Annotated in this window: 24 protein-coding genes and 1 pseudogene; 9 read left to right on the forward strand and 16 right to left on the reverse strand. The window is 64.9% G+C overall.

Going from position 1 to position 25,456, the window contains the following annotated elements; all coding sequences use genetic code 11:
• The first annotated feature begins 83 nt into the window (after positions 1–83).
• Positions 84–1,439 carry a hypothetical protein gene (locus tag AOT83_RS21385; protein ID WP_057964442.1) on the forward strand — a complete coding sequence of 452 codons (1,356 nt, stop codon included), beginning with the start codon at positions 84–86 and terminating at the stop codon, positions 1,437–1,439.
• Here AOT83_RS21385 and AOT83_RS21390 read toward each other — a convergent pair.
• The 3 genes from AOT83_RS21390 to rfbD form a co-directional block, all read right to left on the reverse strand.
• A complete protein-coding gene (locus tag AOT83_RS21390) occupies positions 1,436–2,515 on the reverse strand; it encodes an NDP-sugar synthase (protein ID WP_030096892.1) in 1,080 nt (359 codons plus the stop codon). The genes AOT83_RS21385 and AOT83_RS21390 overlap by 4 nt on opposite strands.
• 1 nt (position 2,516) lies before the next feature.
• Positions 2,517–3,380, reverse strand: a complete 864-nt coding sequence (locus tag AOT83_RS21395) for a glycosyltransferase family 2 protein (protein WP_030096891.1) — start codon at positions 3,378–3,380, stop codon at positions 2,517–2,519.
• 69 nt (positions 3,381–3,449) lie between these two features.
• On the reverse strand, positions 3,450–4,304 hold the full coding sequence (gene rfbD / locus AOT83_RS21400) for a dTDP-4-dehydrorhamnose reductase (RefSeq protein WP_030096890.1): 855 nt from the start codon (positions 4,302–4,304) through the stop codon (positions 3,450–3,452).
• A 120-nt stretch (positions 4,305–4,424) separates the two neighbouring features.
• On the opposite strand from rfbD, the gene AOT83_RS21405 reads away from it, so the two are divergent.
• Both AOT83_RS21405 and AOT83_RS21410 read left to right on the forward strand, forming a co-directional pair.
• Positions 4,425–5,933, forward strand: coding sequence for an LCP family protein (locus AOT83_RS21405; protein WP_030096889.1), 1,509 nt, complete (start codon positions 4,425–4,427; stop codon positions 5,931–5,933).
• On the forward strand, positions 5,930–6,616 hold the full coding sequence (locus tag AOT83_RS21410; RefSeq protein WP_109394912.1) for a TIGR03089 family protein: 687 nt from the start codon (positions 5,930–5,932) through the stop codon (positions 6,614–6,616). Before AOT83_RS21405 ends, AOT83_RS21410 begins: the two co-directional genes overlap by 4 nt.
• Before the next feature lie 6 nt (positions 6,617–6,622).
• Here the strand turns inward: AOT83_RS21410 and AOT83_RS21415 are convergent, their stop codons facing one another.
• The 3 genes from AOT83_RS21415 to AOT83_RS21425 all read right to left on the reverse strand — a co-directional run bounded on the left by AOT83_RS21415 (position 6,623) and on the right by AOT83_RS21425 (position 9,645).
• Entirely contained in the window at positions 6,623–7,786 is a 1,164-nt protein-coding gene (locus tag AOT83_RS21415) for an acyl-CoA dehydrogenase (RefSeq protein WP_030096887.1), read from the reverse strand.
• Between the two features lie 54 nt (positions 7,787–7,840).
• Complete coding sequence (gene purE, locus AOT83_RS21420) at positions 7,841–8,341, reverse strand: 5-(carboxyamino)imidazole ribonucleotide mutase (protein ID WP_030096886.1); 501 nt, start codon at positions 8,339–8,341, stop codon at positions 7,841–7,843.
• Between the two features lie 95 nt (positions 8,342–8,436).
• Positions 8,437–9,645 (reverse strand): 5-(carboxyamino)imidazole ribonucleotide synthase, encoded by a 1,209-nt coding sequence (locus AOT83_RS21425; RefSeq protein WP_109365468.1) that lies wholly within the window; start codon positions 9,643–9,645, stop codon positions 8,437–8,439.
• 158 nt (positions 9,646–9,803) lie between these two features.
• On the opposite strand from AOT83_RS21425, the gene AOT83_RS21430 reads away from it, so the two are divergent.
• A complete protein-coding gene (locus AOT83_RS21430; RefSeq protein ID WP_030096884.1) occupies positions 9,804–10,541 on the forward strand; it encodes a GtrA family protein in 738 nt (245 codons plus the stop codon).
• Here AOT83_RS21430 and AOT83_RS21435 read toward each other — a convergent pair.
• The 6 genes and pseudogenes from AOT83_RS21435 to AOT83_RS21460 form a co-directional block, all read right to left on the reverse strand.
• Entirely contained in the window at positions 10,457–11,014 is a 558-nt protein-coding gene (locus AOT83_RS21435; RefSeq protein WP_057964444.1) for a PH domain-containing protein, read from the reverse strand. The genes AOT83_RS21430 and AOT83_RS21435 overlap by 85 nt on opposite strands.
• Before the next feature lie 11 nt (positions 11,015–11,025).
• Positions 11,026–11,820: a biotin--[acetyl-CoA-carboxylase] ligase gene (locus AOT83_RS21440; RefSeq protein WP_057964445.1), complete on the reverse strand. Its 795-nt coding sequence runs from the start codon at positions 11,818–11,820 to the stop codon at positions 11,026–11,028.
• Between the two features lie 18 nt (positions 11,821–11,838).
• Positions 11,839–12,978 carry a Rieske 2Fe-2S domain-containing protein gene (locus AOT83_RS21445; protein ID WP_057964446.1) on the reverse strand — a complete coding sequence of 380 codons (1,140 nt, stop codon included), beginning with the start codon at positions 12,976–12,978 and terminating at the stop codon, positions 11,839–11,841.
• 41 nt (positions 12,979–13,019) lie between these two features.
• Positions 13,020–14,687, reverse strand: a complete 1,668-nt coding sequence (locus tag AOT83_RS21450; protein ID WP_057964447.1) for an AMP-binding protein — start codon at positions 14,685–14,687, stop codon at positions 13,020–13,022.
• Positions 14,684–15,241 carry a nuclear transport factor 2 family protein gene (locus AOT83_RS21455; protein ID WP_057964448.1) on the reverse strand — a complete coding sequence of 186 codons (558 nt, stop codon included), beginning with the start codon at positions 15,239–15,241 and terminating at the stop codon, positions 14,684–14,686. Before AOT83_RS21455 ends, AOT83_RS21450 begins: the two co-directional genes overlap by 4 nt.
• Positions 15,242–15,325: 84 nt before the next feature.
• A pseudogene (locus tag AOT83_RS21460) lies at positions 15,326–16,345 on the reverse strand (helix-turn-helix domain-containing protein); the annotation flags it as partial.
• A gap of 107 nt (positions 16,346–16,452) precedes the next feature.
• On the opposite strand from AOT83_RS21460, the gene AOT83_RS21465 reads away from it, so the two are divergent.
• The 3 genes from AOT83_RS21465 to AOT83_RS21475 are packed head-to-tail and all read left to right on the forward strand — an operon-like array spanning position 16,453 to position 20,078.
• Positions 16,453–18,063 (forward strand): acyl-CoA carboxylase subunit beta, encoded by a 1,611-nt coding sequence (locus AOT83_RS21465; RefSeq protein WP_044105188.1) that lies wholly within the window; start codon positions 16,453–16,455, stop codon positions 18,061–18,063.
• Positions 18,060–18,362, forward strand: a complete 303-nt coding sequence (locus AOT83_RS21470) for an acyl-CoA carboxylase epsilon subunit (protein WP_057964449.1) — start codon at positions 18,060–18,062, stop codon at positions 18,360–18,362. The genes AOT83_RS21465 and AOT83_RS21470 overlap by 4 nt, the downstream gene beginning before the upstream one ends.
• Positions 18,363–18,380: 18 nt before the next feature.
• Positions 18,381–20,078 carry a nucleoside triphosphate pyrophosphatase gene (locus AOT83_RS21475; RefSeq protein ID WP_057964450.1) on the forward strand — a complete coding sequence of 566 codons (1,698 nt, stop codon included), beginning with the start codon at positions 18,381–18,383 and terminating at the stop codon, positions 20,076–20,078.
• Between the two features lie 2 nt (positions 20,079–20,080).
• Here the strand turns inward: AOT83_RS21475 and AOT83_RS21480 are convergent, their stop codons facing one another.
• Positions 20,081–20,740, reverse strand: coding sequence for a TetR/AcrR family transcriptional regulator (locus tag AOT83_RS21480; RefSeq protein ID WP_057964451.1), 660 nt, complete (start codon positions 20,738–20,740; stop codon positions 20,081–20,083).
• A 74-nt stretch (positions 20,741–20,814) separates the two neighbouring features.
• Here AOT83_RS21480 and AOT83_RS21485 point away from each other — a divergent pair, with 74 nt between their 5' ends.
• The gene (locus AOT83_RS21485; RefSeq protein WP_057964452.1) at positions 20,815–21,525 is read left to right on the forward strand and encodes a dienelactone hydrolase family protein; all 711 of its coding nucleotides are present in this window, start codon (positions 20,815–20,817) and stop codon (positions 21,523–21,525) included.
• The gene (locus AOT83_RS21490; protein ID WP_057964453.1) at positions 21,522–22,274 is read left to right on the forward strand and encodes a class I SAM-dependent methyltransferase; all 753 of its coding nucleotides are present in this window, start codon (positions 21,522–21,524) and stop codon (positions 22,272–22,274) included. Before AOT83_RS21485 ends, AOT83_RS21490 begins: the two co-directional genes overlap by 4 nt.
• Before the next feature lie 5 nt (positions 22,275–22,279).
• Here the strand turns inward: AOT83_RS21490 and AOT83_RS21495 are convergent, their stop codons facing one another.
• Genes AOT83_RS21495 through AOT83_RS21505 form a run of 3 tightly spaced genes read right to left on the reverse strand, consistent with a single transcriptional unit; the run spans position 22,280 to position 25,439 of the window.
• The gene (locus tag AOT83_RS21495) at positions 22,280–23,668 is read right to left on the reverse strand and encodes a gluconate:H+ symporter (protein ID WP_057964454.1); all 1,389 of its coding nucleotides are present in this window, start codon (positions 23,666–23,668) and stop codon (positions 22,280–22,282) included.
• A complete protein-coding gene (locus AOT83_RS21500) occupies positions 23,665–24,177 on the reverse strand; it encodes a gluconokinase (protein WP_057964455.1) in 513 nt (170 codons plus the stop codon). Before AOT83_RS21500 ends, AOT83_RS21495 begins: the two co-directional genes overlap by 4 nt.
• A complete protein-coding gene (locus tag AOT83_RS21505) occupies positions 24,177–25,439 on the reverse strand; it encodes an acyl-CoA dehydrogenase family protein (RefSeq protein WP_057964456.1) in 1,263 nt (420 codons plus the stop codon). The genes AOT83_RS21500 and AOT83_RS21505 overlap by 1 nt, the downstream gene beginning before the upstream one ends.
• Positions 25,440–25,456: the final 17 nt, after the last annotated feature.

Consider the following 25,456-nt stretch of genomic DNA (forward strand, 5'->3'; position numbering starts at 1 on the left):
GCCAGGTAGTGCATTACCCGCGTCCGGCCTAACGAGCCGTCGTATCGTCCCCTCATCAGCGGCGATTCTGTGAGGGGACGCACATGGACATCAAGATTGAGACCCCCTTCGGTGGCAGCGCGAGAATCACCAAGCCCGACCGCGAGCCATCCCCCGGGGGTGACGAGCCCCCGCACACGTTCACCGTCGGGGACTTACGACCGCGAGTCCGGGCGCTCTTGGTGTTGTGCATCGCCATCGACGGCACGATCGTGTTGTGGCTGGCCGCCAAGAACGCCACGCTGACCCAGAACGCGTGGGATCTGCTGGGCACCGCGCTGCTCCTTGCCATCGGCATCACCTGCGCGCTGGCGATCGGGGTGATTGTGAAGTACCGGCACAGTTCGGTGCTCACCCCCCTGGCCAGCCAGGTATTCGTCATCTGTCTTGCCGCCTATGTCTGGCTGCTCGACCTGCGTAGTCCCGCAAGCCAGATAGGGGGCGTCACGGGAGTCGCGCTGGCATTGGGTGCCGTCGCCCTGTGCTGGGTGCTGTATCTGAGCCGGTACGCGGCGGGCGCCCTGACGAGAACCGGCATCGCCGTCGTCGCACTGTTTCCCCTCATTGGGTTGGTGCAGTTCTGGATTCAGAACGAGTACATGACGCACAGTTCGCTTCCGCTGATAGACGTGCAGACCGAGTTGACGCCGGTGGGCTCGACCGGCCCCATCATCCACGTCCTGGCCAAGACCACGTACCACAACCGTGGATCGTTTCGCGTCGACGTCCCGGCCACCCTGACCCGCGTCGTCGTCTATCCCAAGGGCACACCCGCAGAACCCCCTACACCCGAGAACGTGGCCGGGCACCTGAACGCACTCGGGAGTCAGTTCGGGGACTATCGCGAAACTCCGGCGATGTCGGCCCAGGCACGACTGATCTATGCCGGGTCGTCCGGCGGTGCCGGCGGGGCGTTCCTGGCTCCCGGATCGACGAACCAGGGCAGCACCATCATCGATATAGATTCCCGGACCGTCCGGTTGGCGGTCATCAAGGTCACCCTGATCGCCGTCACCCACCGATCGGTGAAGGAAACACGCACCTGCTATCCCCCACAGGTCGCCCTCGGCGAGGACGTGATCGGTTTCCTCAGGGAATCAACCCTGGTCCACGACTTCCTGGGGGGTAAGGCGTTGTGTACCGAAACCCAGTTCGCGTCCCGCGGCGTCATCGAGGAACTGGTTTCCGATCACCCCGTGTTGCGGATCTTCACCATGGTGTACGCCTCTGGGGCAACCACGCCGATATTGCTGCCGTTCTTCGGCACCCAGGAATCGCTGGACAATCCGCTCTCGAGCACGAAGGCGTCGACGATCATCGAGAACGCCAACCCCTCAGGCATGTTCGGCTCGTCTGCCGAGTACGCGCCGTCCGACGCCGATGTGCGGCCGAGTCCCTAGACGTCCGAGGAGTACCGGATGCCACCGTCGGGAATGGTGATTCCGGGCCACACCCGAGCGCCGCGCAACAGCTCGCACCGCGCACCGATATCGGCGCCGTCCCCGATCACACCATCACGCACCAGCGCGCGCGGACCGATGCGGGCACCGAACCCGATGATGGAGCGCTCAACCACCGCACCCGCCTCGATGCGGGCACCGTCGAAGACGACCGCGCCGTCAAGCCGTGCCCCGGGCCCGATTTCAGCTCCCCGGCCCACCACGGTGCCACCGATCACCAGCGCACCCGGTGCCACCGAGGCACCGTCGTGCACCAGCGCCTCACCCGGATGTTCGGGGATCGCTGGTGAGGGCGCAATACCGCGCACCAGGTCCGCAGAGCCGCGCACGAAGTCCTCGGGAGTGCCCATATCGCGCCAGTAGCTGGTGTCGACGTATCCGCATACCTTGGCGCCACTGCTGAGCAGTCCTGGAAAGACTTCTCGCTCAACCGAGACCGGCCGCCCGGAGGGAATCTGTTCGATCAGCTCGCGCCGGAACACGTAACACCCGGCGTTGATCTGGTCGGTGGGCGGATCTTCGGTCTTCTCCAGGAATGCGGTCACGCGGCCCGTGGAATCGGTAGGCACACAACCGAACGCGCGCGGGTCGCCGACCCGTACCAGGTGCAATGTCAGGTCGGCCTGGGTCTGCTCATGCTGCGCGAGAAGGTCTTTCAAGTCCAAGCCGGACAACACATCGCCGTTGAACACCAGGGCGGTGTCGTGGCGCAGATGGTCCAGCACATTCCGGATGGCTCCACCGGTACCCAGCGGTTCCGTTTCGGTGACATAGGTGATCGACAGGCCCAGCTTGGACCCGTCGCCGAACTCCGACTCGAAGACCTCGGCCTTGTAGGACGTTCCGAGCACCACATGATCGATCCCGGCCGCGGCGACCCGTGACAACACATGCGTCAGGAAGGGGAAACCGGCGATCGGGAGCATCGGCTTGGGCGCCGAGAGCGTCAATGGACGCAGCCGGGTGCCCTGCCCTCCCACCAAGATGACGGCATCGGCTTTCACATGGTCAGACATATCACCCTCCTTGCTTGTCCCGGCGCCGATTGGCACGGATGGCCGAGCGCACCACGATCGCAGATCGAGCCGCCAGTGCGCCCCGAATGCTCCAACGCAGCGGTGCCTGCCACCAATGTGGATGCCGGTCTGATTGGTAGATGTAGACGCTGTCGTGGTGCGCGGTAAGGCTGCGTGCCGGATCACGCCCGGCGGCATGACCTTTCGCATGCACGACCTCCGAGCTCGGCGCGTACACGTTCTGCCAGCCCGCACGTGCCAGCCGGTCTCCGAGATCAACGTCCTCCATGTACATGAAGTAGCGCGTGTCGAATCCGCCGATGGCATCGAAGGCCTTGCGCCGCAGCAGCAGGCACGATCCCGAGAGCCATCCGACGATGCGCTCGGACGGCTCCATCCGGTCCTGGCGATACGCCGCAGTCCACGGATTGGTGGGCCACACCGATCCCAGCAGCGCGTGAAGCGCACCCCCCGCGAGCGACGGCACCACTCGCGCCGAGGGATACACCGAACCATCGGGCTCACGAATAAGTGGACCCAGCGCGCCCGCGGCGGGCCAGCGCTGCGCGACCTCAAGCAGCGCATCGATGCTTCCCGGCCCCCACTGCACATCGGGGTTCGCGATCACGATCCATTCGGCTTCGGGATCAACCTGCGCCACCCCAAGGTTGGCGGCCTTCCCGTAGCCGACATTGCCCCCGGTGCGCAGCAGCTCGACATCGGGCTCCTCGGCGGCCGCTTCGGGCGCTCCGTCGGTGGAACCGTTATCGGCCAGGATCAACCGCAGCGGGCGATCGGTCGCGTGGCGCAGAGTTCTGAGGAAGCGATGGAGATGCTCGCCAGGCGAGTACGTCACCGTCACCACGGCGATCTGCTCGAGCGGCACCGACGAGCCACTCGGGCGATGAGGATCAGGCACGGTGCTTGAGGGTACCTACCCCTGATGTGTGGCCAGCGCCTCAGCCAACGCGTCCCGCCACGGACGCAGCGGTGCCAGACCTGCCTCGGCCCACAGATCGCCGTCAAGTGCCGTGTACACCGGCCGGGGCGCTGCACTCGGAAAATCGACGGACAGGCAGGGCTGTAGACGCGAGGTATCCGCCCCGACCAGCTCGAACACGGCCTTCGCCCAGTCGAACCGGTTCACCGCTCCGCCCCCCGCCGCATGCAGCAACGGTTCGCGGACGTCGGAGGCCGCGAGGTTCAACAATGCCTCGGCAAGGTCTGCGGCGTAGGTCGGAGAGCCGGTCTGATCGGTGACCACCCGCACCGGGCCGTCCCCGGCGGCCAATCGCCGCATGACCCCGACGAAATCCCCGTTGACGCCGGTGTAGACCCACGCCGTGCGCACCACCTGTGCTGTCGGTAGGGCATCGTGCACGGCCCGTTCTCCGGCGACCTTGGTGCGCGCGTACACACCGGCCGGAGCCGTGGCGTCACCCGGTCGGTACGGGCGTGGGTCGGCATCACCGAACTCACCGCTGAACACGTAATCGGTGGAGATATGGATCAATCTGGCGCCAACCTCGCGACACGCCTGGGCCACCCGAGCAGGACCTTCGGCATTGACCGCGTACGCCCTGGCCTCGTCGCTTTCCGCGGCATCCACGGCGGTGTACGCGGCGCAGTTGATCACGGTGTCCCCTGCAGCAACCGCTCCGTCGGGCACGCCGTCGCGGGTAATATCCCAATCAGCCGAGTTCAGGGCGCGGACAGGGAGGGCGCGAAGCGCGGCACGGGCAATCAGATGGGTGCCGAGCTGACCGCCCGCTCCGGTGATAACAAGCACACCGAGAGTCTGGCACGCCGACTTCGCTTCCGAGGGATGAGAGCCACCCCGACGTAGCCTTGACGAGGCTTGAGACTCGTTGCCCGGCGAACGCCCGGCCCGGAAAAGAAACGGATCACAGTGACCGACCCTCACGCTCCTCGCGCGAGCGGCTCGTCGCAGACGGAGACGCCGCGCCCTCTGTGGCGGGGTATTGCGACGCTCGCCGCCGTCGCCGTCATGGTGGTCACCGGCGCCGCCTGGGGAAAGATCGGCAACATCGATCCGAACATCGCCCGGTTCGATCTGCCTGGTCTGTTCGGCAATGCCGGAAGGCCCGATGACGGCGCGATCGATATTCTGATGGTGGGCGTCGACAGTCGCAGCGACGCACACGGCAACCCGCTCTCGCAGGACGAGCTGTCCATGCTGAGGGCCGGGGACGAGACCGCCACCAATACCGACACCATCATCCTCATCCGCATCCCCAGCAACGGAAAATCCGCAACGGCGATCTCCATCCCCCGTGACTCCTATGTCACCGTCCCGGATGGCAGCAAGGGAAAGATCAACGGCGTCTACGGCGAAGCCAAAGAGAACGACCGTCAGAAACGCGTCGAATCCGGCGAGACGCTGGAAGCCGCCGAACGCGAATCCGTCGACGCCGGGCGTTCGGCGCTCACCCAGACCGTGGCCAAGCTGACCGGCGTCACCGTCGATCGCTACGCCGAGGTCAGCATGCTCGGATTCGTGCTGATGACCAACGCGCTCGGGGGTGTCGACGTGTGCCTGAACGAGGCTGTGTACGAACCGATGTCGGGAGCCGACTTTCCCGCCGGTCCGCAGACGCTCGATGGCCCCAACGCATTGAGTTTCGTGCGGCAACGCCACGATCTGCCGCGCGGTGACCTCGATCGTGTGGTCCGCCAGCAGGTGGTGATGTCGTCACTGGCGCACTCGGCGCTCTCCGGGGGCACACTCACCAACCCCTCCACGCTGGGCAAGCTGCGCGATGCGATCACGCGCACCGTGGTGCTCAGTGAGGGCTGGGACGTCATGGACTTCATCAAGCAGCTACAGAAGCTGTCCGGGGGCAACGTGGCATTCGCGACCATTCCCATTCTGCGTGAGGATGGTTGGACCGAGGATGGCACCCAAAGTGTCGTGAAGGTCGATCCCGATCAGGTGCGCAGCTGGGTATCCGGTCTGCTGGACCAGCAGGCCCAGGGCAAGACCGAAGAGGCCACCTATTCCAAGGACCAGACGATCGCCGACGTCGTCAATGAGACCCAGATCAACGGCCTGGCCGCTGCGGTGTCGGAACTGTTGGTGGGCAAGGGATTCACCGCAGGCAAGGTGGGCAACAACGAGGCCGAGCATGCCGGCAACAGCCAGGTTCAGGCCGCGGAGTCGGACGACGTGGGCGCCAAGGCAGTGGCCGAGGCGTTGGGATTGCAGGTAGTGCAGAAACCGGGCCTGGCCGAGCACACCGTGCGCGTGGTGCTGTCAAACGACTACAACGGCCCGGGATCTGGCCGTGAGACCACACCTGCCGCCTCGGAAACCGGCTCCTCCACCGAAGAAGAGGCACCGCCCCCGCCTCCGTCGCCGATTTTCACGGCGGCCAACGGCCCGCGTTGCGTCAACTGATGGATCTCACCTCCCTGCTGCTGGGCGATGCGAGCAACCCAGCCCCCCGGGTCACCTATTACGACGACGCCTCCGGCGAACGCATCGAACTCTCGACGGTGACGCTGGCCAACTGGGCGGCCAAGACCGCCAACATGTTGCGTGACGAATTCGGTGCCGGACCCGGGTCCATGGTCGCGGTGCGGCTGCCCGCACATTGGCAAACAGCGGGCGTACTGCTTGGAATCTGGTGGGCCGGAGCCGAAGTGGTGCTCGGCGGCGAGGACAATGCCGACGTGGCATTCTGCACGCTTGGCGACGAACCGGATGCCGAGGAGGTGTGCGTGCTGTCGCTTGACGCGTTCGGGCGCCCCGTACCGGACCTGCCGCTGGGATTGACCGACTATTCGACGGCAGTCCGGGTACACGGCGACCGGTTCTCACCCGCCGGTGCCGGGCCCGCCCTGAACGGCCGCAACGTCGGGGACGTTGCCGCTGCCGCACGGGAAAGTGCCACGGCGCAAGGCATCACGGCTGAGGATCGGGTGCTGGGCACCGGCTCCTGGGGCAGCCCGGACAAGCTGATCGAGAATCTGCTGGCAGTGCTCATCGCCGGAGCCTCCCTGGTGCAGGTGGCCAATCCGGATCCGGGCGCGCAAGAACGCCGGGTCACCTCCGAAAAGGTCACCCGTACGCTCTCCTAGCGCGGGTTAGGAACCAAGCAGGGCGCGGGTCATCACCACGCGCTGAATCTGGTTGGTGCCCTCGTAGATCTGGGTGATCTTGGCATCGCGCATCATCCGCTCCACCGGGAAGTCGGTGGTGTACCCGGCGCCGCCGAACAGCTGCACGGCATCGGTGGTGACCTCCATGGCCACATCGGAGGCGAAGCACTTCGAGGCCGAGGAGATGAAGCCCAGGCTCTTCTCGCCGCGCTCGGCACGAGCCGCCGCGGTGTACACCAGCAGGCGGGCGGCCTCGACCTTCATCGCCATATCGGCGAGCATGAACTGCACACCCTGGAAGTCACTGATGGACCGGCCAAACTGCTTGCGGTCCTTGGTGTATGCAATCGCGGCGTCGAGCGCACCCTGCGCGATCCCAAGGGCCTGCGCGCCGATGGTGGGCCGGGTGTGATCGAGCGTCTCCAGCGCGGTCTTGAAACCGGTGCCCGGCTGGCCGATGATCCGGTCGCCCGGAATCCGGCAGTTCTCGAAGTACAGCTCCGCGGTGGGCGAGCCCTTGATACCCAGCTTGTGCTCCAGCGGGCCGACGGTGAAACCCTCGTCGTCCTTGTGCACCATGAAGGCCGAGATGCCGTGCGCCTTCTTCTCGGGATCGGTCACCGCCATCACGGTGTACCAGGAAGACTTGCCACCGTTGGTGATCCAGCACTTGCTGCCGTTGATGATCCAGTCATCGCCGTCCGCCTTGGCACGAGTGCGCATGCTGGCCGCGTCGCTGCCGGCCTCGCGCTCGGACAGCGCGTAAGAGGCCATTGCCTCGCCGCTGGCGATGGACGGCAAAACCTGCTTCTTGAGCTCGTCGGAGCCGCTGAGGATCAGCCCCATGGTGCCGAGCTTGTTGACGGCGGGGATCAACGACGATGACGCACAGACCCGGGCCACCTCTTCGATGACGATGCAGGCGGCCACGCTATCGGCGCCCTGACCGTCGTACTCCTCGGGAACGTGCACCGCATTGAAGCCCGAGGCGACCAGCGCATCGAGGGCCTCTTGGGGGAACCGGGCCTTCTCGTCGACATCCTTGGCGTAGGGAGCGATCTCTTTTTCAGCCAGGCCACGGATCGCCGCACGCAACTCGTCATGCTCTTCTGCCAGCTTGAACAGGTCAAACGACGGGTTTCCAGCCATCACAGCCTCCAGGATCGAACAGTTAGTCGCCGTTAACTGTACGTCACGGTCAATTTAGTCGCCTAATAGTCTGCGCCGCAGCGCCTCATCCTTCTCCAAAACGGTTGCTTCCATGCTCGCTTGGAAGGCAACCACCTTGTCCCGCAGCGTCGTGTCGGAGACCCCCAGGATGCGCGCGGCCAGCAGCCCGGCGTTGCGGGCTCCACCGATCGACACCGTCGCGACGGGCACACCCGCGGGCATCTGCACGATGGACAGCAGGGAGTCCAGACCATCCAGCCGCGCCAGTGGCACCGGAACGCCGATAACCGGCAACGGGGTGGCCGAGGCCACCATGCCGGGCAGATGCGCGGCCCCGCCTGCCCCGGCGATGATCACCTGGATGCCCCGGTCGGCGGCCGTCTGTGCGTACTCCAGCATGCGCGCCGGGGTGCGGTGTGCCGAGACAACGCCCACCTCAAACGGAATTGCGAACTCTGCCAAAGCATTCGCGGCATCCGACATCACCGACCAGTCACTGTCGCTGCCCATGATCAGGCCGACCCGTGCACTCACTATTCAGCGTCCTCTCATCGTCGCGCAGTCGCTTATCAGCGCCTTCGCCTCTTCGCGCAAGCTCATCAGTGCCTCCGCTTCTTCGCGCAAGCTCATCAGTGTGTCGCTTGCCATCCGTCGGTCCATACCGCGTGCGAGAGCCAGTGCGCGGCACGCTCGGCACGCTCACGCACCTCGGCCACATACTGCGGATCGCTCGGCGAACCATCCGCGCGGCCTTGGATATTCACGTGCCCGAGCTTGCGGCCCGCACGCTCGCCCTTGCCGTACAAGTGCACTTTCGCCTCCGGGATGCGGCCCATTAGATGGTGCATCCGTTCATCGAGTGACATCGCGGGAGTCTCAGGTGCACCCAACACGTTGGCCATGACGGTCACGGGAGCCAGCGGTTCGGTGGAGCCGAGCGGGTAGTCGAGAACCGCCCGCAGGTGCTGCTCGAATTGCCCGGTCCGCGCGCCGTCCATACTCCAATGCCCGGAGTTGTGTGGCCGCATCGCCAGCTCATTGACCAGCAATCGGCCGTCATTGGTTTCAAACAGTTCCACCGCCAGGCATCCGGTCACACCGAGGTCGGTGGCGATCCGCAGCGCCAGCTGCTCGGCCTCCATCGCCCGTTCTTCGGGCAGCTCGGGTGCCGGCGCGATGACCACGGCGCAAATCCCATCCCGCTGAACGGTTTCCACCACAGGCCAGGCGGCACCCTGTCCGAACGGTGAGCGCGCCACCATCGCCGACAGCTCACGGCGCATGTCGACACGTTCCTCGGCAAGCAGATCCACACCCGCCGCCAGCTGCTCGGCAGCCACCGCGCGCGCCTCATCCAGATCGTCGGTGATCCACACGCCGCGGCCGTCGTATCCGCCCCGCACCGCCTTCAGCACCACCCGGCTGCCGGTCTCCGCGGCAAACCGCTCGACGTCGGCGACGGTCCTGATATCGGCGAATCCGGGCACCGGAGCCCCGATGCTCTTCAATTTGCGTCGCATGAACGTCTTGTCCTGCGCGTAGATGAGCGCCGACGGCGGTGGCTGCACATTGACGCCCTCGCCCTGCAGGGTCTCCAGGAACGCGGTGGGGACGTGTTCGTGGTCGAAGGTGAGCACGGTGGCCCCCTTCGCCGCGCGGCGCAGATCATCAAGATCGGTATGCGAACCGAATACGACATCGGGGGTGACCTGAGCCGCCGGCTCATCGGCGGCATGTGCCAGCACCCGCAGTGTCTGACCCAGCGCGATCGATGCCTGATGGGTCATCCGGGCCAGCTGACCACCACCGATCATGGTGACGACGGGAGTTTCGGGCACAGACATATGTTGTCATGCTGGCCACACGGCCCCGCCGGAACGGTCCGTCTCAGCCGTCGCCAGCAGCCGAGATCAGGTGATCACGTACACACCCGTACCCACATGAGGTCTGCGGACCGCTTCGCACTGCCATGCCATCTTCCGTACACTCGCCATTTGTGTCTTTCGCCGATGCCACCATCGCCCGGCTGCCCCGGTTCATCCGGCCTGTCGCCGAGCGGCACCACGAGCTGATCAAGTTCGGCATCGTCGGAGCCACCACGTTCATCATCGACTCCGGCATCTTCTACGCGCTCAAGCTGACGATCCTGGAGCCCAAACCACTCACCGCGAAGATCATCTCCGGCATCATCGCCGTCATCGCCTCCTACATCCTCAACAGGGAATGGAGTTTCCGGGACCGCGGCGGCCGGGAACGGCACCACGAGGCGCTGCTGTTCTTCGCGGTCAGCGGCATCGGCGTGCTGATCGCCATGCTTCCGCTGTGGGTGTCGAGTTACATCTTTGAGCTGCGCGTGCCGAACGTCAGCCTGACGGTCGAGAACATCGCCGACTTCATCAGCGCATACCTCATCGGCAACTTGCTGCAGATGGCGTTCCGGTTCTGGGCCTTCCGCCGTTGGGTGTTTCCCGACGAGTTCGGGCGCCACGGCGAGACTCCGGTGGCTTTCGTCGCGGCCGAGGTGGACGACGACGGATCAGGCGCAGACTCGGAAAACGTCACCCCGCTGCACCCGCCCACGGGGCTGCCCAACAGCACCACCGTGCATCACGGCACCGAAGTCGGCCGTGGCTTGTACGGCTCAGCGCATCACGTGGCGGGTGGCCGTTCCCGGCCACGCCCGGTGGAGCGGCTGTCGCCCTCCTCTGAACCGAGGGTGTCAAAGACCTCGTGATACAGCAGCGAGTGGACGTACTCCACTCGCGGTATCTCGTGAAACTCCAACGGATCTTGTGACGCCGACTCGATGATCAGGGTGCCGGTACGCAGAATTCTGTCCACCAAGCCGTGCCGGAACTCGACGCTGTTGACGCGCGCCAACGGGATATCGATTCCCGAACGGCTCAACAATCCCTGACGGAACATCACGCGCCGGTCGGTGATCACAAAATGCGTGGTCAGCCAGTTCAAGAATGGCCACACACTCAGCCAGCCGACCAGCACCAGCCAGACAACACCGATCGCGATCATCACCACGTTCTTCGCGGTGGGCTGCCAGTCGGTGTTATCGACCATTGCGGCGACGAAGGCCGCCACGCCGGTGGACAGAATCAGCACCAGGGCCGGGCCGATCAGTCGCTTCCAATGTGGATGGCGGTGCAACACCACCTGCTCGTCGTCGGCGAGTACGTTCTCCGGATACCCCACGTGCAGCGACTTTACTGGTCGCTGAGCGGGCGCAGATGCGTAATGTCGCCCGCCGTCACCGCGGTGACGGTGCCGTCTGCGGCCTCGATACGGAGCTGTCCATCGTTACCGAGCCCGACGGCTACGCCGATCAGTTCACGCTCGCCCGGCAGCTCGGCCCGCACCCGCGCCCCCAGGGTGACGCTGCGGGCGCGGTAATCCTCCAACAGCTGCTCATCGACTCCCCTCGCGCTGCGCCAATGCGCGATGCGGCCCGCGAGTTCACGCAGCACCGCGCGCGCCAGCTCGTTGCGATCCGGATTGGCCCAGCCCAGGATCGCCAGAGACGTCGCGTTGGGGTCCGGCAGCTCGTGCTGGGTGAAGGTGGCGTTGAGTCCGAGGCCGAGCACGATGGCCGACTGCGGTGTCGCGACCTCAGCCAGGATCCCGCACAGCTTGCGCCCCTCCACCAGCACGTCGTTGGGCCACTTGAGCCCGGCCTGAATGCCCGACACCTCGGCGACCGCATCGACGATCGCCACTCCGGCCAGCAGCGGCACCAATCCCCACCGGTCCGGTGGCACCTCACCGACTCCTATGCCCACCGACATCGACAGCTGCGTGCGCGCGGGCGCGCCCCAGTTGCGGCCGTGACGCCCCCGGCCGGCGGTCTGGTGTTCGGCCAGCAGCACGACACCGTCGATGTCCTCCCCCGCCGCGGCACGTGCCACCAGATCGGCGTTGGTGGATCCGGTTTCCTCGACGATGTCGATGCGGCGCCACTGTCCACCGGGGCTGTCGGTAAGGGTGAGTCTGTCCGAGGTCACACGCTCAGCCTAGGGCTCTCAGTGCGACACCGTGGCGGCCCGCTCGGCAAGATTTTCTTCGACCTCGTGCACCCACACCCCGTGGGCATGCGTGGTGTCCACCTCGATCTCGAAGCGTTCTGTCATGTCCGGCGTGACATCTGCCAGATCCACGTAGAACTGCTCGTACCAGCGCCGGTGTTGATAGACGGCACCGTCCTCCTGAGTGAGTAACGGATTGTCTATGCGCGTCTTGTTCTTCCAGATCTCGACATCCTCCAGGAATCCGTCGCCGAATGATCTGGCCATCGCGGCGGCGAGCTTACGCGCGTTATCCGGCGGCAGATCGGGCATCTCCTGGATGGCCACACCCCACTGCAGCACGAAAGAATCGTGCGTCACCGGATAGTGGCAGTTGATAAGCGCCACTTCGACGGTGAATCCGGGACCGAGGTCGTTGTGAATCCAGTCGATCATGTATGCCGGGCCGAAGTATGTGGCCTCCGAGCGCACACCCGTTCCTTCCCAAAGCTTTTCGGGGTTAGGAACAAAGTCGGGCCGCGGTTTGGACTCCATGAACTGGCTGGCAGTCTGCCCCTCGATGACGTTCTTGAAGTACGTCGGATAGGCGTGATGGATATAGAAGAAATGCGCCATATCCACGTTGTTGTCGACGATCTCGCGGCAATGTGATCCCTCGATATGGATCGAGTTCCATTGCCATGATGACCATTTACCTTCCACATAGCCGTCGATCGCCGGCGGGCTGAGCTCGGGCGGTGGAGCAGACCCCTCCGGGTCATGCCACACCAGCAGCTGACCGTTCACCTCAAGAGTGGGCCAGCTGCGAGTGCGCGCGAGTTTCGGGGTGCGCTTGGCGTACGGAACCAGCGCGCACTTACCGTCGCCGCCCCAACGCCAGTCATGGAATGGGCACGCGATGTTGTCGCCCTTGATGGTGCCCTGCGACAAATCGCCGCCCATGTGACGGCAGTATCCGTCCAGCACCTTGATCTCGCCGTGCGAGTCGGCGAACACCACCAACTTCGTGCCGAACGCCTCGATACCGTGCGGCTCACCGTCATGGAACAACTCGGCCAGTCCCAGGCAATGCCACCCCCGGGCAAACCGGGTCATCACTGTGCCGCTGTCGATTTCGCGAATCATTTCGTCAGTCATCGGGGGCTGTCCTTTCGCTGACTTGTCGTCAATACTGCGCTCTACAGCAGCCGTTGTCGCCCATATGCCGTGAATTGAGCATCGAGTGCGGTTTTGTCATCCGCACTCATCCGCCGATACACCGGCGCGCCCCTTCCCTCCCAACGGAACACGGATTCATCGGTATGCCAGCGCTGCGCTTGCAGGTCGCGCTTGAGCACCTTGTTGGAGCCCGTCACCGGCAGGTTCGCCGACACCCGCAGGAAACGTGGAATACCCTTGCTGCCCAGGTCTTCCTGCCTCGCGAGGTACTCGGTGAACCCTTCCACATCGAACGCCTCCGGATTGGCCACCTCGATGGATGCCATCACCTGATCACCGGAACGCGGATCGGGTACCGCATAGGCACCTGCCGCGATCACGGCCGGGTGGCGCCGCAGCACCCGCTCGACGGTCAGCGCCGACGTGTTCTCACCGTCTACCCGGATCCAGTCACCGTGACGCCCCGCGAAGTAGATGAACCCGGCGGCATCGAGATAGCCGAGGTCACCGGTCCAGTACCACCCGTTACGGATGCGGTCGGCATCCGCGTCGTCGTTCTTGTAGTAGCCCTCGAACCCGCGCCGCCCCTGTTTGTCGACAATCTCGCCGACCGCGTCATCGGCATTGAGCACACGTCCATGCTCATCGAAAACTGCTGCAACACAATCTCGTAGCGTCTCCGGGTCGACGATCACCACGCCCTCGTGCGCCGGGCGCCCCAACGCGCCGGGCGGCGCGTTGGGATCGAGCACGACGGCTCTCCCACCCTCGCTGGATCCATAACCTTCGAACAGCTCCGCACCGAATCGTCGCCGGAACTCGGCCTGATCCTCCGGCGAGGCCTCGGTGCCGAATCCGCGCACCAGCTGGTTCTCGGCATCGTCGGGTTGCTCGGCGGTGGCCAACAGATATCCGAGTGCCTTACCGACGTAGGTGAAGAACGTCGCGCCGAAGTACCGGATGTCGGGCAGAAAGCGTGACGCCGAAAAGGTGGGAATCAAACAGACCGTAGCGCCATTGGCCAGCGCCGGGGCCCACAGCGCCATCAACGCATTCCCGTGGAACAGCGGCATGCAGCAGTAGTCGACATCGCCGCGGTGATGCCCGAATTTGTCGGTGGCCAGGTGCGCGATCTGTGCCAGGCGACCCTGACTGCATTTCACTGCCTTCGAAGCACCCGTGGTGCCGGACGTGAACAGCAGCAGGAGCAGCGATTGCGCACCTACTCCATGGGAAACCGATGCCGCAGTGCGATTCTCGTCGATCTGCGCCAGGTATTCGGGCGTGTCGATCACCAGAAACCGGTCCACCGTCAGACCCAGCTCGAGATCCCGCAACCGATCGAGATTGCGGGTGTCGGTGACAATCAGCTGACAGTCGGTATGACGAATCTCGGCGGCCATCTCGACAGGCCCTCGGGTGGGATTGATACCCACGATGGTGGCGCCGGCCAGTGCGGCACCGCCCAGCCAGAAGATGAAGTCGGGAACGTTCTCCAGCAGGATCCCGATGTGGAAGGGCCCCTCGGCCCGCAGCTTCCGCGCGAGTTCGCCTCGTGCGGCGGACTCACCGATCACCTCATCCCATGTCCAGTCGCGGTCGCGGGTACGGAGCCCTAGATGTCTGTCGCCGACACGGTCCAGGAGCATGGCAGCGATATCGGTCCGAGAAGTGGACTCGCGAGTCATAGTGCCGATGATGCGCCCGTCAGCTCTCGATACTCCTGCGGTAGCTCGTCGGGGGCAAGCTTGGTGATGCTCACCGGCCCCGAGTGATACGAGTCCTCCCCCTCGATGAAGCCGTCGGCGTCGACCGGCCACAGCACCAACTGGCGGAATACCAACAAATAGTCGGCGCCGGGGTCCTCGATCGGGAAGCCCATGCTCTGCGCGACGGCACCGGGATAGATCTGTTTGAGGAATCCCTCGGTGACAACGCAATTGTCGTCGACGAGAAGCCGATCCATCTCGAATTCCATGACGCTCATTCGCCCCTGAACCAGTCCCGCGTAGTAGGTGCGCACGCCGTCGCGGCCTTTGGGCCCGAAATCCTGCCCGTCCATCCAGAAGTGATAGTTCGGATTCGCGCTCAGAGTGTCGATCAGTCCGTCGAGATCGGCATCGCGCTCCAGCCTCATGTGATGCAGCACGGCGCCCAGCACCACCCGGTGCCGCTCGTTTGTCGTTGCAGCAAGCCGCTTTTCGACCAGTTCCCAGGTCCGTTCGGTGTCGATGACTGCCATGGGTCAATGGTGTCCGCTCGCACCTGCGGTGTCACCCGACAGCCGTCGAGAAAAATCGGCGACGTGCCCGACATGTGGCGGCTGCCCGCCCGCTAACTCCGCAGTGGACAGCGATATCCGCCGCAACATCAGCACGAAGGTGGCCAGGAATCTGTCCATCGGATCGTCGAGGTCCCACCCCATCAGCTGCTCGACATGCTGAATACGGGCGGCGACGGTGCTGTGGTGCACATGCAGTTCGGCGGCCGTACGGCGCAGCGTGCCGAACTGGCAGAGCGCCTCGAGAGTGTCGACCTCGACGGCACCGGCGGGCGTGGACGCGATCTGATCGATCCGCGCCACATCGTCGATCTCGCGCAGCCGCGCCGAGGGGATGTCCGCCAGCACTTCCAGCAGGCGGAGCCGCTCGTACGCGATGGCACGCCGCCCGAAGCCGGTGGCGGACGCAAAGCGCAGCGCGCGCTGTGCCTGACTCCATGATGTCGGCGCCTCGATGACGGCGACGCTGGATCCGATCCCGATCCAGGGGCCCGGCACCGCGCGGGGCGATGCCGGGAACTCACCGACTATCACGGTGTCCAGGTGGTCCGACAAGGTCTTGGTGTCCTCGCTCGCCTGGCATATCAGGGCTCCGACCCGCCCGATGGTTGCCGCGCGGATCACCCGGTCCGGCAGCGCCCTGGCGAGCAGCTGCCGCGCATCCGCCGGTGCGGAGATCGCCAACACCCGTAGCTCCCGTGCGTCATCCAGACCAAGAAGGCGCGCCGCGCGCACCCGATCCTCAGGTTGCGAACCGCTGGACAACAGCACTTCGACCAGTGCTGGATCGTCCATATGCAGGGCGGCTGGTACGACATCCGGCACAGATCGGCGCAGGACGTGGTGCAGCCGGTGCAACAGGAGCTCGTCGGTGGATCGGGCCGGCCCCTCGCGTTCCAGCCATACCGTGGGCTCGGCGTCCTCGGACCAGCGGACACCCACCGGACACTCGGCCAGTTCCGCCGCCGAACGCACCGCGACCTCCGCGTCGGCCCCCTCGAGCTGGTCGAAACGGGACACGATCGTGAACACCAGGTCGGCATCCAGTGCGGGCTGTTTGTCCATCTCCTTCTATGTACCGCTATCGGTGAACATCCATTCGAGAAAATTTCTGAGAACTCTCTAAGGCCCATGCGCGTTCTCCCGGGTGCAGCGCGATAACATCGGGACCCATGACGACCACCGAGCCCGATATCCACACCACCGCGGGCAAGCTCGCCGATCTGCGTCGGCGCAGCGAGGAGACACTGCATCCGGTCGGCGAGGCCGCCGTCGACAAGATCCACGCCAAGGGCAAGCTGACCGCCCGTGAGCGCATCTACGCGCTACTGGACGAGGGCTCCTTCGTGGAGTTGGACGCGTTGGCCAAGCACCGCAGCTCAAACTTCGGACTGGGCGAGAAGCGCCCGCTCGGCGACGGCGTGGTGACCGGTTTCGGCACCATCGACGGCCGTGACGTGTGCATATTCAGCCAGGACGTCTCGGTGTTCGGCGGCAGCCTCGGCGAGGTGTACGGCGAGAAGATCGTCAAGGTGCAGCAGCTGGCCCTCAAGACCGGCCGCCCGCTCATCGGCATCAACGAGGGCGCAGGTGCTCGTATCCAGGAGGGCGTGGTCTCCCTCGGCCTGTACAGCCAGATCTTCCACAACAACGTCATCGCGTCGGGCGTCATCCCGCAGATCTCGCTCATCATGGGCCCGGCCGCCGGTGGTCACGTCTACTCGCCCGCGCTGACGGACTTCATCGTCATGGTCGACCAGACCAGCCAGATGTTCATCACCGGTCCCGACGTCATCAAGACCGTCACCGGTGAGGACGTCACCATGGAGGAGCTGGGTGGCGCACACACCCACGAGGCCAAGTCCGGCACCACGCACTATGTCGCCTCCGGCGAGCAGGACGCCTTCGACTACGTCCGCGACATCCTGAGCTACCTGCCGTCCAACAACGCCTCCGAGCCGCCGCGTTATCCGGGACCGGAGCCGACCGACGGCGCCATCGAAGACCACCTCACCGACGAGGACATCGAGCTCGACACGCTGATTCCGGACTCCCCGAACCAGCCGTACGACATGCACGAGGTCATCACCCGCATCCTCGACGACGACGAGTTCCTCGAGGTGCAGGCCGGATACGCCCAGAACATCATCGTCGGCTTCGGCCGTGTCGATGGCCGCAGCGTCGGCATCGTCGCCAACCAGCCCACCCAGTTCGCGGGCTGCCTGGACATCAATGCCTCGGAGAAGGCCGCGCGGTTCATCCGCACCTGCGACTGCTTCGGTGTCCCGATCATCACTCTGGTGGATGTGCCCGGCTTCCTGCCCGGCACCGAGCAGGAGTTCAACGGCATCATCCGGCGCGGCGCCAAGCTGCTGTACGCGTACGGCGAGGCCACCGTTCCGAAGATCACCGTGATCACCCGCAAGGCCTACGGTGGCGCGTACTGCGTCATGGGCTCCAAGGACATGGGTGCTGACGTCAACGTCGCCTGGCCCACCGCACAGATCGCGGTCATGGGTGCCTCCGGTGCGGTCGGATTCGTGTACCGCTCGCAGCTGGCCGAGGCGTCCAAGAACGGTGACGATGTGGACGCCCTGCGCCTGCAGTTGCAGGCCGAGTACGAGGACACCCTGGTGAACCCGTACATGGCTGCCGAGCGCGGATACGTCGACGCGGTCATCCCGCCGTCGCACACTCGCGGTTACATCGCCACCTCGCTGCGCTTGCTCGATCGCAAGATCGTGCGGCTCCCACCGAAGAAGCACGGAAACATTCCGCTGTGACGAATGAAGAAGGTGCGTCCGTGACCGACGAGACCAGCGAAACCGTAGCCGCTGAAAGCGATTCCGGGAAGGTGAAAGCCGCCGACGTGCAGGTGCTTAGCGGCAACCCGACAGATGAGGAGATCGCGGCCTTGGTCGCGGCGCTCAGCGCGCTGGCCTCGAAGGCGGAGACCGAGAGCCTCAAGCCCCGGAACCTCTGGGCCGAGCCGATCGACATGCTGCGCTACAGCCCGCACAGCTGGCAGCGAGTCACCCTGTTCGAGCGCGCGAAGCTGTCGCGCCCGCAGGGCACGTTCTAGACGGCCGTCACCGGCCCCGTGACCGCATTTGTCCTGGCCTCGGCCTCTCCCGCGCGCGAACGGATCCTGGAACAGGCCGGCCTGAACCCGGTCGTCATCGTCTCGCATGTCGACGAGCATCTCGTCATGGCCACCCAACCCTCGGGTACCGCCCCGGAGCGAGCCGTGGAAGTGCTGGCCTGCGCCAAGGCCTTTGACGTCGCAACGACCCTGGCCGGCGAGGTGGCCGCCGACGCGGTAGTGCTGGGCTGCGATTCGATGCTCCTGCTCGACGGCATGTTGCAGGGCAAGCCGGGCACCGTGGAGGAAGCGCGCCGCCGCTGGGGGCTGATGGCCGGGCGGTCTGCGCAGCTGCTGACCGGGCACTGCCTGGTGCGGGTCGTCGAGGGCAAGCCTGTCGCACGTGTCAGTGAAACACGTTCGACCACAGTGCGTTTCGGAAACCCATCGGCAGCAGATCTCGAGGCCTATCTGGCTACCGGCGAGCCCCTGCAGGTGGCGGGCGCCTTCACGCTCGACGGCCTGGGCAGCTGGTTCGTCGAAGGCATCGACGGCGACCCCTCGAATGTGATCGGTGTCAGCGTGCCGCTGCTGGGCCAACTGCTGAATACGCTCGGGGTGCCCGCCTCGTCATTGTGGATCCGCCACGAAAAGCACCTGCCGCCAAAGCCATTCCATCCGGATACTCCTACCCCGGCCCCACTGCCGCCCCGCATGGTGTCGTTATTGGACTCACTCGCCATGCTCGGGCCGACTCAACAGCAGGAATTCAAGGATGCCCAGGGCAACCCGATTCCGCACATGCCATCGGTCAACGCCAGCTTTCAGACCGCCTGTCGCGACGATTCGTTCGACCTCGGCGTGCACACCAACCGCGGCGCCTGCCTGTGGACGGGCGACTACCTGAACACCGGTGACGGCATTCAGCTCATTCCCGTCGACCCGGCCAGCCCCTCGGTGGCACTCGGGGGGCGTTCCAAACCGCTTGCGCTGCCGCCGGATGCACAGGACGGTGCCCGGCTGCTGCCCACCGGATCCGCGGAGCTGGCACAGCGTTCGCTGTTGTTCGCCTCGTGCATTCCGTCGCCGGGATGCAGCACCTTCGTCTCGGCGGACACCACCGTCTACGACGTGAGCGAGCCGGGCAGACCTTCCTACCAGCCGATCGGTGTCATGGCCGGGATCTCGCAGCCGAGTGGGGTTTCGGCGCCTGGTCGCCGAATGCTGGTGGCGGGAAACATCGGAACTGGGCCCTGGGCGCCGCGGTGTGCGTGGCTCACGCCTCCGATCGACGATCCGGCTTTCCTGGACTCGTCGGCGTGGGAGAAGATCGGCCAGATCCGTGGTGGCGGAGACCGCGAGAATCAGTTATTCGCGCTACCCGCAGGCGGTTTCGGCCTGCTCGATTCCAACGGTTCCGGCGACGCGCACATCGGACTCAAGCTGTTCCGCACTCCTCAGGAGTTGGTCAGCGAGCCCATGACGGTGCTGATCCGCAACGATCCGTCCGAGCCACGACCGGATGATCCGTTCATCTCCCGTGATCCACACAAGCTGTTGCAGCCGTATGGGCCCCAGGTCGTCAGCATCACCATGAACGCGGATGGCACTCAGACGCTGTACTTCCTGGTGAGCCAATGGGTTACCGATCCCACCCGGGCTTACCGAACAATCCTGTACTCCATCGTGTTGTCGCCCCAGTACCTGAGCATCTAGCCCTACTGCCCGAACAGGTCGGGACGCTCGGCGGCCTGACGCCAGTCCTCCGGCGTGCCCACGAGCGCCACCGCCGCCCGCAGCATCGCGGCGCGCGCCTCCCGGCGATCGCTGCCGGGCGTCGACAAGTAGCGGTAACTGCCCGCCTGCAGGGTTCCGAATAGCATTCGGAAGGCCTCTGAAGATGGTGCAGGGCGACCGGATTCGATGATCCGGCCACGAAGCATCTCGACCATTACTTCCTCGTTCTCCTGGCGCAATCGATGTGCGAAGGAAGCAGGATCGTGGGCCTCGATGTGGAACACCCGCGCCGCATCGCCCATCTCCTCGGTGGTATCGAGGTAAACGTCCACCGCCGCGACGATTTGGGTGATCAGATCGGCCGGCTCCGCGATCACCGCGTAGAGCCTTCCGTTGAGCTGCGACTGGGTGTGGTTGACCAATGCGGTGATGACGTCGTCGGTTCCGTCGAAGAACACATAGAACGTCGGCCGGGACAGGTGGGCCTTCTTGACGATGCGCGCCACGGTGGTGCCGCGCTGCCCGTGCTTGGCGTACACGGCACCGGCAGCGGCCAGGATGCGTGCGCGCATCTGCTCGTGCTGCTCGGGCGTGCGCGCGGGGCGCCCCCGGGACCGGCCCGATGGGGTATTGACAGCCATCAGCGCTGGAGCCTACCTTTCCAATTAGCTTAACATCACTGTAAACAATATTTGTGATCGATCACAGGAGCGCTATGGCGGACATCAGTTTCCCCACAAAAAGTGGTGAAGTCACAGGCATCTTGGAGAAGCCCACGGGTGACGGGCCGTGGCCCTCGATCGTGGTGCTGCACGACATCAACGGGTCCACTCCCGACTTGCGTCGCATCACCAAGAACGTGGCGGCCAACGGCTATGTGGCCCTGGCGCCCGACCTGTACTCCCGTGGACGTATCCGGTGCATCAGCCGAGTCATGACCAACCTCATCACCCGCCGGGGTCGTGCCATCGACGAGATCCTGGCCGCGCGCGATCACCTGTTGTCGCTGCCCTACACCACAGGCGGGGTCGGTGTCGCCGGTTTCTGCATGGGCGGTGGATTCGTACTTATCACTTCCACCAAGGGGTTTGATGCGGCCGCACCTTTCTACGGTGCGATGCCCGGCCCCTACGGCGACCATTTCGAGGGAGCGTGCCCCGTCGTCGCGAGCCTGGCCACTCGGGACCCCTTCGTGATTCGGGGCGAGCCCCGGTTGCGCAAGGCACTGGACGCCCACGGCATCGAACACGACATCAAGAAGTACGACGCGGGGCACAGTTTCGCCAACCAGCTGCCGATGCAACCACTGATGCGGATCGCCGGATTCGGGTACTCCCCCGAGGCAGAGGCCGACGCGTGGAAACGGGTCTACGCCTTTTTCGCTCAGCACCTTCACGACGACGACAGGCTGCAGGAGGCCCAATGACAACCCCGACCGCATTGGATCGCCTCGGCGAGCTCGTCTGGTCCGACGCACTCGACGCGGGTGCGCATTCGTCGGCCGGCTACCTGGATCTGCTTCCGCCGCCCTCTGATCAGCCTCAGCGCGTCGCCCAGCGCGCCATGAACAATCCCCTGGTGGCCGCGGTCTATCAAGGGCCGTGGCGCTGGGGCCAGACCGTGCTCTACACCGGCATCACGCCGTCGGCAGAACGGCGCCGTGCGGCACGGGCCCTGCGACTCGACGCGGCCCATACACTGCTCGATGTCGCCTGCGGGCCAGGAAACTTCACCAAATACCTGGGCGGCCAGTTATCCGCCGACGGTCTGGCAGTCGGGCTCGATTTCTCCGAGCCGATGCTGCGGCGCGCGGTCCGGACCAATATCGCGAACAGGGTTGGATACCTGCGTGCGGATGCCCGCACCCTGCCGTTCGACGACGGAAGCTTCGATGCGGTGTGCTGTTTCGCCGCGCTGTATCTGGTACCCGAGCCCTTCAAAGTTCTCGATGAGATGCTCCGGGTGCTCAGGCCGGGCGGCCGGATCGCGGTGATGACCAGCTGCACCCGCGGCCCCAGGCTCGTTCGGTCGCTCTCCGTGAAAATGGCGGCACGAAACGGTTTACACGGCTTCGACCGCGATGACATCACCTCGGTGCTGTGGAACTCGGGATTTCACGACATTGAGCAAGAGGTGCGGGGACTCTCACAGTTCGTGAGTGCGACAAAGAGTTAGACGAGTCATACAACGGCGCTCAGCAGCAGGACTATCGCAAATCCGACGACCGAAATCACCGTTTCCATCACCGACCATGACTTGAGGGTCTGGCCGACCGTCATCCCGAAATACTCCTTCACCAACCAGAATCCGGCGTCGTTGACGTGAGAGAAGAAGAGCGACCCGGCACCAATCGCGAGCACCAACAGCGCGACGTGCGCGGTAGACATGTCCGCCGCAAGCGGGGAGACGATACCCGCGGCGGTGATGGTCGCCACCGTGGCTGAACCCGTGGCCAATCGGATGAGCACCGCGATGAGCCAGCCCAGTACCAGCGCGGGGATATGCCATTTCTCCGACCAGGTGCTCACGGCATCTCCGACCCCCACATCAATGAGGGTCTGCTTGAATCCGCCTCCGGCACCGACGATGAAGACGATGCCCGCGATGGGCCCGAGCGACTTCTCGATGATTCCCGAGACACCCGCGCGGTCCAGGCCAGATGCCGTGCCCAGCGTCACCATTGCCACCAGTGTCGCCACCAGTAGCGCTACCAGCGGCGTACCGGCGGTGTCGAAAATCCTCTGCACCAACGATTTCGGATTATCGATCACCACATCGGAGAGCGCCTTCGCCAACATCAGGGCCACCGGAAGCAAGATCGTCGCCAACACCGCGGCAACGCTCGGAGCCGGCCCCTTTCGATCGGCTTCGGGTGCGGTCGCGGTAGGGATCTCCAGTGGCCCCACCCAGCGCTCTGCCACCCGCGCATAGAGGGGCCCCGCCACTATCAGGGTGGGCACCGCAGCCAGCAGACCAAACGCCAGGGTGACACCCAAGTCCGCCTTCAGCGCGTCCACCGCCACCAAGGGACCCGGGTGCGGCGGAACCAGTCCGTGCAATACGGATAGGCCCGCCAGCGCGGGAATTCCCACCCGCAGCAGTGGCACATTTCCCCGGCGCGCCACCAAGAGCACGATCGGAATCAGCAGCACCACACCCACTTCGAAGAACAAGGGCAGCCCGAGCACGGCCGCGATCAGCGCCACCGCCCAGGGCAGCAGGCGTGGACCCGACCGCGCGAGCACGGCATCGGCGACGATGTTGGCACCACCGGAGTCAGCCAGCAGGCGGCCCAGCATCGCCCCCAAACCGATGAGCAGTCCGACACCGGCGATGGTCGAGCCGAATCCGGTCACAAAGGACCCAAGGAGCTTGTCGAACGGCACACTGGCGACGGCGGCCAGGGTGCCCGATCCGAGCAGCAGCGCCAGGAACGGATGCATCTTGAGCCTGGTGATGAGCGCGATGATCACGCCGATGCTCAGCACTACGGCAACAAGTAGCCGAACGTCGCTGGTGGTGTGCGGGATCTTGCCCGGCTCGGCCAGCAGAATCAGGTCGGCGTTCATGCGCCGAGCTGCCTCAAGGCCTCCGCTACCAGTTCATCCGGCCCGATACCGACATCCAGCACCGCACCCCGCTCGTCGGGTTCCAGCGGTTCGAGAATCTCGAACTGCGAATCCAACAACGATGTCGGCATGAAATGTCCTGAGCGATGCGACATCCGGTCGCCAATGAGCGCCCTATCTCCGGACAGGTGCACAAAGAACGCATCCGCGTATCCCATGCGGAGAACGTCACGGTAGCGGCGTTTGAGTGCCGAACAGGTGACCACGCCGCCCGTCCCCTCCCGTCCGCGCTCGGCCATCCATTCGGCGATCCGCTGCAGCCACGGCCATCTATCGGTGTCATCCAGCGGGATTCCGGCCGACATCTTGGCGATGTTCGCGTCCGGATGGAAATCATCACCCTCAGCACAGGGTGCACCCAGGAGCTTCGCCAGGGCCTGCGCCACGGTTGATTTGCCAACCCCTGCCACACCCATGACCACCACAACGGGTACCGACGTTTCGCCCACTAGACCCCCTTGGGCGCCTTTTGATTCATGAAGCCGAACATATACCCGGCCACCCGGCGCATCTGAATCTCCTCGGCACCCTCGGTGATCCGGTACCGCCGGTGATGGCGGTAGATGTGTTCGAACGGCATGTGCCGCGAGTACCCCATGCCGCCATGAACCTGCATGGCCCGGTCTGCGGCCTCGCAACACAACCGGTTTGCGACGTAATTGCACATCGAGACCTGTTCGGAGACCGAGAACGGTCCGTAGGTGTCCATCGACCATGCCGTCTTGTGAATCAGCGCGCGCAGCATCTCGCACTGGGTCTGCAGCTCGACGAGTGGAAATTGGATGGCCTGATTCGATGCCAGCGGCTTGCCGAAAGGCTTGCGTTCCTTGGCATATTCAACAGATCGGTCGATGCAGAACTGCGCCGCACCAAGGCTGGATGCTGCCTGACGAATCCGATTCTCGTTGAAGAAGTGCTGCACCACACCCAGCCCACGGCCCTCCCCACCGAAGACCGCCGAATCGGGGACCCGCACGTCGGTCAGCGAGATGTGGGCGTGGTCGGTCGGCATGTTGAAGGTCCACAGGTATTCCTCGACCTTGAATCCGGGCGCATCCGCGGGCACCAGGAACGCGGTGATACCGCGCCCGTCACCCGGATCGCCCGAGGTGCGGGCGAAAATCAGGTCGGCGTCGGCGATATGCACACCGGTGTTCCAGGTCTTTTCGCCGTTGATGATCCAGTCCGAGCCATCCTTTGTCGCCCAGGTTTCCATATGGGTGGCATCGGAGCCGTGTTCAGGCTCGGTGATGCCGAACGCGAAAAACTTCGTACCGCTGGCGAGTCCCTCGACCCACTGGGCCTTCTGCTCGTCGGTGCCGTATTCCAGCATGAGAAGCAGCCCCACGTTGTTACCGACGATGGCGTGCTCGTTCTGTAGGTCGCAGTGCAATCCGAGACCGCGCCGCGCCAGGTGCTCACGGATGACCGCCATGCCGAGGTTGGACCCGTCACGTCCGCCGAACTCCGCCGGGAACGGGTACCGAAGGTGACCGGCCGCATCGGCACGCCGACGGGCCTCTCCGAGTAGTTCCTCCCACTCCCCATTGGGCAGGCCACCACGATCCCAGTCGGTACGGGAATCTTCGCGCCGGTGATCGAAGAATCGGATGTTGTCATCGGATTGTTCGAGCGGCACGATCTCGCGGTCGATGAACTCGTCAAGCTCGGTGAGATAACCGACGAGTTCGGGCGGCAGTTCGAAGTTCATCTGGATCCTTCCGGCAC

The organism is Mycobacteroides sp. H001 (assembly GCF_001440005.1).
Classification (GTDB): domain Bacteria; phylum Actinomycetota; class Actinomycetes; order Mycobacteriales; family Mycobacteriaceae; genus Mycobacterium; species Mycobacterium gwanakae.

Bases quoted from the DNA above. Each gene is read 5' to 3' on its own strand.
- AOT83_RS21385 (WP_057964442.1), top strand. From the start codon at position 84: ATGGACATCAAGATTGAGACCCCCTTCGGTGGCAGCGCGAGAATCACC.
- AOT83_RS21390 (WP_030096892.1), bottom strand. From the start codon at position 2,515: ATGTCTGACCATGTGAAAGCCGATGCCGTCATCTTGGTGGGAGGGCAG.
- AOT83_RS21415 (WP_030096887.1), bottom strand. From the start codon at position 7,786: ATGGCTGGAAACCCGTCGTTTGACCTGTTCAAGCTGGCAGAAGAGCAT.
- AOT83_RS21445 (WP_057964446.1), bottom strand. From the start codon at position 12,978: ATGACTGACGAAATGATTCGCGAAATCGACAGCGGCACAGTGATGACC.
- AOT83_RS21450 (WP_057964447.1), bottom strand. From the start codon at position 14,687: ATGACTCGCGAGTCCACTTCTCGGACCGATATCGCTGCCATGCTCCTG.
- AOT83_RS21455 (WP_057964448.1), bottom strand. From the start codon at position 15,241: ATGGCAGTCATCGACACCGAACGGACCTGGGAACTGGTCGAAAAGCGG.
- AOT83_RS21465 (WP_044105188.1), top strand. From the start codon at position 16,453: ATGACGACCACCGAGCCCGATATCCACACCACCGCGGGCAAGCTCGCC.
- AOT83_RS21480 (WP_057964451.1), bottom strand. From the start codon at position 20,740: ATGGCTGTCAATACCCCATCGGGCCGGTCCCGGGGGCGCCCCGCGCGC.
- AOT83_RS21485 (WP_057964452.1), top strand. From the start codon at position 20,815: ATGGCGGACATCAGTTTCCCCACAAAAAGTGGTGAAGTCACAGGCATC.
- AOT83_RS21490 (WP_057964453.1), top strand. From the start codon at position 21,522: ATGACAACCCCGACCGCATTGGATCGCCTCGGCGAGCTCGTCTGGTCC.
- AOT83_RS21495 (WP_057964454.1), bottom strand. From the start codon at position 23,668: ATGAACGCCGACCTGATTCTGCTGGCCGAGCCGGGCAAGATCCCGCAC.
- AOT83_RS21505 (WP_057964456.1), bottom strand. From the start codon at position 25,439: ATGAACTTCGAACTGCCGCCCGAACTCGTCGGTTATCTCACCGAGCTT.